Genomic DNA, 6,418 nt, shown 5'->3' on the forward strand with positions numbered 1-6,418 from the left:
CTCCCAGCGGCATGCAGCCCATGATCACTGCCGCTGTTGCCGCGGCAGCAGTCGCCGGCGCACCGACTCCCGCCGCTCCGCAGCGCGCTTGCGGCGGTTCTTGAAACCCACGGCATGAGACAGGTGGCTGCCACGATGTGGCAGCCACCAGGTTTGCGCTGGTGGTTTGGGTGTTAAGCTTACGCACCATGAACCCAATGCGCCACATGTCCAAAATCCTCGCCTTCACGCGCTTCTCGCTGCGTGACCTGTTTGCCACCGCAACGCCCACCATCATCGTCATCGCCGCAGCGCTGATCGCAGCGTACCTGATCATCGACCCCGCCCCGCCACGGCAGGTGAGTCTGGGCAGTGGCCAGGAAAACAGCGCCTACGAAAACATCGGCCGCAAATACCAGGCCGCCATGAAAAAGCACGGCATCGCCGTGACCCTGCAAACCTCGCACGGTTCGGGCGAAAACCTGCGCCGCCTGAACGAAGGCAAGGTGGATATCGCCTTCGTCCAAAGCGGCTCCACCAACGAAGTCGAGGCCGAGCGCAAAGGCCTGATTTCCCTGGGCAGTCTGTTTACGGAACCGGTCTGGCTGTTCATGCGCGAACAGAAAAAGCCCGTCACCTCGCTCACCCAGCTCAAGGGCCTCAAGATCAATCTCGGCGCCAAAGGCAGCGGCACGCCGCGCCTGTTCCGCCAGGTGCTGGACGTCAACGGCCTGACGCCGGCCGATCTCCAGGTCAGCAACCTGGAAAACACGCCCGCCACGGTGGAACTGCTGGAAGGCCGCATCGACGGCCTGGTATTCGCCGCCGCGCCGGACGATCCCCTGATCCAGATGCTGCTGCAAACGCCCGGCATCCAGTTGTTCGACTTCACCCAGGCCGAAGCCTATACGCGCCGCCTGCCTTTCCTCACCCACGTCACGCTGCCGCGCGGCATTGTGGACCTGGGCCGCGACCTGCCGTCCCGCGACTACCAGCTGATAGCGCCGACTGCCACGCTGGTGGCGCGCGAGGATCTGCATCCTGCGCTGATCGAGTTGTTCGTGGAAGCCGCCGCCCAAATTCACGGCGGGGCAGGGTGGTTCCAGAAGCAGGGCGAATTCCCTTCGCCGCGCTACACCGAGATTCCGGTGGCGCGCGAAGCGGCCAAGTTCTACAAGGACGGCCCGCCTTTCCTGCAGCGCTATATGAACTTCTGGCTGGCGACTTTCTTCGACCGCATGTGGGTGCTGGTGGTGGCGCTGGGTGCGCTGATTCTGCCGCTGTCGAAGATCGTGCCGCCGCTGTATGTGTGGCGCATCCGCTCGCGCGTGTATCGCTGGTACGGCCAGCTGCGCCGGGTGGAACAGGCGCTGGATGATGCGCCGGACGAAAAGCGCAAGGAAGTCAGCGAGCAGCAACTGAAGCGGCTCAACGATATCGAGGACCGCGTCAACCGGCTGTCGGTGCCGCTGTCGTTTGCGGATGAATTCTACGGCCTGCGCAGTCATATCAACTTCGTGCGCCAACGTATTGCCGGCGCGGCGGATCGATGATCCGCCCTACGTAACATTACGTAGAAAAGTTGGCGATTTGTCTAGGCAAGTGTTGTATCTTAAGGAAGATTACTTCAATTACACGCGATTTTGTTGACTAAACAGTCAGGTTGACCCAATGATATTTGGTAGGTCTTCAATAGAAAGACCCCAAGGGATAGAAAGCAGCAATCGTCCTTTCAAATACCATCACATCAGAGGGTTAATTATGAGTATTGCCGCACCAAGAAAACACGTTCTTGCAGTAAGCATTGCCACCCTGTTTGCCACCGGCGCCGCGATGGCGCAAACCCAGGCCCCGGCTGAAGACAATGTCAGCACCGTGGTCGTGACCGGTACCCGCGTTTCGAACCGCACCGTGCTCGACACGACGGCGCCGGTTGACGTCATCAACGCTGAAACCCTGAAGAACACCGGCGTGCCGGAAATCTCGCAGGCTTTGTCTGTTGCCCTGCCATCGCTGAACTTCCCGCGCCCCGGCCTGGCTGACGGCACGGACACCATCCGCCCAGCTACCCTGCGTGGCCTGGCGCCGGATCAGACCCTGGTGCTGGTGAACTCCAAGCGCCGCCACACCTCCTCGCTGGTGAACCTGAATGGCACCATCGGCCGCGGCTCCGCTGCGGTCGACCTGAACACCATTCCGACCGCTATGGTGAAGAGCATCGAGGTGCTGCGCGACGGCGCATCCGCCCAATACGGTTCGGACGCGATTGCCGGCGTGGTCAACATCCGCCTGCGCGACGACAAGAAAGGCGGCGAGGGCACCATCAGCTACGGCAAGCGCGACACCGACTACGAGTTCACGCCGATTCCCGGCCCGGCTGGCGCCACCTGGGATACCAGCACCAATTCGCGCCACCGCGTCGACGGCGGCACCTTTACCGCCAGCGTATGGAAAGGCCTGGAACTGGGCGAAGACGGTTTCCTGACCGTGTCCGCCGAACAGAAAAACCAGAGCCACACCGAGCGTGGCGGCTGGGACACCCGCCAGCAATACCCGCTGGTGAACGGCGCCTTCGATCCGCGCGAGAAAACCATCAATCGCTTCAACGCCTGGTATGGCGAGCCTGAGCTGCACCAGTCCACCGTGTTCGCCAACGCGGGCTATAACCTGAGCGGCAGCACCAAGCTGTATGGCTGGCTGAGCTACCAGAACCGCGATGCGCGTTCCGCCGGCTTCTTCCGCCGCGCCGTGCAGGACCAGAACATCATCAGCATCTATCCGGATGGCTACCTGCCGATCATCGCGCCAAACGTGAAGGACTACAGCGCGGCGCTGGGCATCTCGTGGAACTTCGCCGACTGGGACATGGATGCATCCATCGTCTACGGCAAGAACAAGATGGACTTCGAGATCGAGAACACGCTGAACCGCTCGCTCGGCCCGTCCAGCAAGACCGACTTCGATGCCGGTGGTTTTTCGTATGACCAGACCGTGGCCAACCTGTCGGCCGTGCGCCAGTTCGAAGTGGGCCTGGCATCGCCGCTGAACGTGGCGATCGGCGCCGAAGCGCGCAACGAAGCGTACAAGCTGCATGCAGGCGAGCCGGATTCCTGGCGCAACGGCGGTGTGCTGCTGGCTAACGGCACGCCGGCACCGTCGGGCTCCCAGGTCTTCCCTGGCTTCCGTCCGGCCGACGAATCGGATACCAGCCGCCGCGCTTACTCGCTGTATGCGGACGTGGAAGCCAATGTGACCAAGGAGTTCCTGGCCTCCGCTGCCGTGCGCGGCGAGCACTACACGGACTTCGGCAATAACTGGTCCGGCAAGGTCGCGGGCCGTTATAACTTCACGCCGGCATTCGCTCTGCGCGGGTCGGTACAGAACGGCTTCCGCGCACCGTCGCCGCAGCAGCAGAACTTCACCTCGACGGCGACCAACTTCATCAACGGCGTACCGTACGACATCACCACCTTCAAGCCGACTGCAGCGGCTGCGGTGGCGCTGGGTGCGAAGCCGCTGGACGCCGAGAAGTCGACCAACTTCTCGCTGGGTGCAGTGAGCAAGCTGGGCAAGGCCAGCATCACGGTCGACGCCTTCCAGATCAAGATCCGCGACCGCATCGTGCTGTCCGAGAACCTGACCCAGACCAATGTGCGTAACTACCTGACCAGCCTGGGCTTCATCGGTGTGGGCGGCGGCCGCTTCTTCATCAACGGCGTGAACACCACGACCCGCGGTGTGGACGTGGTCGGCAACTACCCATGGAATGCAGGCACGGCAGGCAAATTCGACCTGACCCTGGCCGGCAACTACACCAAGACCGAAGTGACCAAGACGCCGGTGACCGCGCAGCTGGCTGCGCTGAATCCTGCGCCGGTACTGTTCGACCGCATCAACGTGCTGACCTTTGAGCGCGGTACGCCGAAGACCAAGTTCACGGCAAGCGGCAAYTGGTCGCTGGGTCCGTGGGGCGCAACCCTGCGCGCCACGCGCTACGGTTCGGTGCTGCAACCGGGCACCACCGCAGCGCTGGACTTCACCCTGGGCGCCAAGACCCTGGTGGATCTGGAAGGCCGCTACAAGATCACCAAGAACCTCAGCGCTGCTGTGGGTGCGGAGAACTTGTTCGACCAGTATCCGGATGCGTATCCGGCTGTGCTGAATGCAACGGGTAACGCACCGTTCGGTAACTACTCGCCGTTCGGCCGTTCCGGCCGCTTCATCTACGCACGATTGACGTACTCGCTGTAAGAACCAAGGGCGTAAAACAGGTGGCAGGCACGATGTGCCTGCCACCAGGTTTCTGCCTTGGGTTCTAAATCAGGCGCCGGTCCACGGCAAGCCGGCCTTGCACCAGCCGCCTACCTGCTTGCGGTGGCCTTCCGCATCCTTGTCCCCTTCAAAGCCTTCCAGAATGTCGTAGCACTCGGCATAGCCATTTTCGGTCGCCAGTTTGGCCGAATGGCGCGAGCGCACGCCGGAGCGGCACAGGAACAGCAGCACCTCGTTCTTGCCCGCCTGGGCCGCCAGCTGGGCCAGGAATTCCGGATTCGGCGTTCCGCCCGGATACAAACTCCACTGCACCGCGCCATGCTGGCCGGCGGGAATATTCACACGGCCAACCCAGTCGCGCTCGGCATTGGTGCGCACATCGATCAGCTTGACCGAGGAATCGCCCTGAATCAGGGCAAAAGCCTCCTGTGGCGTGACGGCACCAGCATAGCCGCCGGGCGATCGTTCGCGTGCCCGGTCCAGGATGTCAGAGGTGGAACTCATAGTTAGTTTTCCTTTATGATGGCATGCACCGCAATGATGCGTTTTCAGCTAATCGCCCAATTTCGCACCAAAGAAGTGCAAAATATCGCAAATGCACCGCGGTGGTGCGCACATCTTTGGCTCAACCGCAGGGGAGTGCTTGGCACGATTTCTGCTTAATGTACCATCAGCTTTTGCCGCAGCCTAGCGCGCGGCAGTTTATTCACTTAGGAGATATGCAATGGCAATGACCGCCGCAGACGTTCTGAAGATGGTAGCAGATCACGAAGTCAAGTTCGTGGACTTCCGTTTCGCCGATACCCGTGGCAAGGAACAGCACGTAACCGTGCCAGTTTCCCACTTCGACATCGACAAATTTGAGTCGGGCCACGCCTTCGACGGTTCTTCGATCGCTGGCTGGAAAGGCATTGAAGCCTCCGACATGATCCTGCTGCCGGACCCGAACACTGCCAATATCGATCCGTTCATGGAAGAGACCACGCTGTTCATGCAGTGCGACGTGATCGAGCCATCCGACGGCAAGGGCTATGACCGCGATCCACGCTCCATCGCCAAGCGCGCTGAAGCCTACCTGAAGTCCTCCGGCCTGGGCGATACCGCCTACTTCGGCCCGGAGCCAGAATTCTTCATCTTCGACTCCGTGAAGTGGAAGATCGACATGTCCGGCGCCATGGTGAAAGTGGACTCCGACGAAGCTTCCTGGTCGACCGACAAGGACATCGAAGGCGGCAACTCCGGCCACCGTCCAACCGTGAAGGGCGGCTACTTCCCAGTGCCTCCAGTCGACTCCTTCCAGGACATGCGCTCCGAAATGTGCCTGATCCTCGAATCCATGGGCATCCCGGTCGAAGTGCACCACCACGAAGTGGCTGGCGCCGGCCAGAACGAAATCGGCACCAAGTTCTCGACCCTGGTTGAGCGCGCCGACTGGACCCAGAACCTGAAATACGTGGTCTGGAACGTGGCCCACAGCTACGGCAAGACCGCTACCTTCATGCCTAAGCCTATCGTTGGCGACAACGGTTCCGGCATGCACGTGCACCAGTCGATCTGGAAAGACGGCAAGAACCTGTTCGCCGGCGACGGCTATGCTGGCCTGTCCGACTTCGCCCTGTACTACATCGGCGGCATCATCAAGCACGCCAAGGCACTGAACGCGATCACCAACCCAGGCACCAACTCCTACAAGCGTCTGGTTCCTGGCTTCGAAGCACCGGTGAAGCTGGCTTACTCGGCGCGTAACCGTTCCGCATCGATCCGTATCCCGCACGTGGCGAACCCGAAAGGCCGCCGCATCGAGACCCGTTTCCCGGACCCACTGGCTAACCCATACCTGTGCTTCGCGGCACTGATGATGGCCGGTCTGGACGGCGTGCAGAACAAGATTCACCCAGGCGAAGCAGCGTCCAAAGACCTGTACCACCTGCCACCGGAAGAAGATGCACTGATCCCGACCGTCTGCGCGTCGCTGGAAGAAGCGCTGGATCATCTGAACAAGGACCGCGAGTTCCTGACCCGCGGCGGCGTCTTCACCGACACCATGATCGACGCTTACATCGAGCTGAAGATGCAGGAAGTGACTCGCATGCGCATGACCACCCATCCGGTGGAATTCGACATGTACTACTCCCTGTAATTGCCGGGACACGGCGGAGCATTAATC

4 protein-coding genes are annotated in these 6,418 nt (G+C 61.3%); 3 read left to right on the forward strand and 1 reads right to left on the reverse strand.

Going from position 1 to position 6,418, the window contains the following annotated elements:
• The first annotated feature begins 206 nt into the window (after nucleotides 1-206).
• Together AB4Z11_RS19395 and AB4Z11_RS19400 are read left to right on the forward strand one after the other, a co-directional pair.
• Nucleotides 207-1,532: a TAXI family TRAP transporter solute-binding subunit gene (locus AB4Z11_RS19395; RefSeq protein ID WP_442026998.1), complete on the forward strand. Its 1,326-nt coding sequence runs from the start codon at nucleotides 207-209 to the stop codon at nucleotides 1,530-1,532.
• 208 nt (nucleotides 1,533-1,740) lie between these two features.
• Nucleotides 1,741-4,230 carry a TonB-dependent receptor plug domain-containing protein gene (locus AB4Z11_RS19400; RefSeq protein WP_442026999.1) on the forward strand — a complete coding sequence of 830 codons (2,490 nt, stop codon included), beginning with the start codon at nucleotides 1,741-1,743 and terminating at the stop codon, nucleotides 4,228-4,230.
• A 69-nt stretch (nucleotides 4,231-4,299) separates the two neighbouring features.
• Here AB4Z11_RS19400 and AB4Z11_RS19405 read toward each other — a convergent pair whose 3' ends face one another.
• The gene (locus AB4Z11_RS19405; RefSeq protein WP_442027000.1) at nucleotides 4,300-4,755 is read right to left on the reverse strand and encodes a rhodanese-like domain-containing protein; all 456 of its coding nucleotides are present in this window, start codon (nucleotides 4,753-4,755) and stop codon (nucleotides 4,300-4,302) included.
• A gap of 220 nt (nucleotides 4,756-4,975) precedes the next feature.
• Here AB4Z11_RS19405 and glnA point away from each other — a divergent pair, with 220 nt between their 5' ends.
• Nucleotides 4,976-6,391 carry a type I glutamate--ammonia ligase gene (glnA, locus tag AB4Z11_RS19410; RefSeq protein ID WP_442027001.1) on the forward strand — a complete coding sequence of 472 codons (1,416 nt, stop codon included), beginning with the start codon at nucleotides 4,976-4,978 and terminating at the stop codon, nucleotides 6,389-6,391.
• Nucleotides 6,392-6,418 lie beyond the last annotated feature (27 nt).

Source organism: Pseudoduganella sp. RAF53_2 (assembly GCF_052113985.1).
Lineage (GTDB): Bacteria > Pseudomonadota > Gammaproteobacteria > Burkholderiales > Burkholderiaceae_D > Rugamonas.

What these genes read in the sequence shown, in the direction of transcription:
- AB4Z11_RS19395 (WP_442026998.1), top strand. Translation starts at nt 207, where the DNA reads ATGTCCAAAATCCTCGCCTTCACGCGCTTCTCGCTGCGTGACCTGTTT.
- AB4Z11_RS19405 (WP_442027000.1), bottom strand. Translation starts at nt 4,755, where the DNA reads ATGAGTTCCACCTCTGACATCCTGGACCGGGCACGCGAACGATCGCCC.
- glnA (WP_442027001.1), top strand. Translation starts at nt 4,976, where the DNA reads ATGGCAATGACCGCCGCAGACGTTCTGAAGATGGTAGCAGATCACGAA.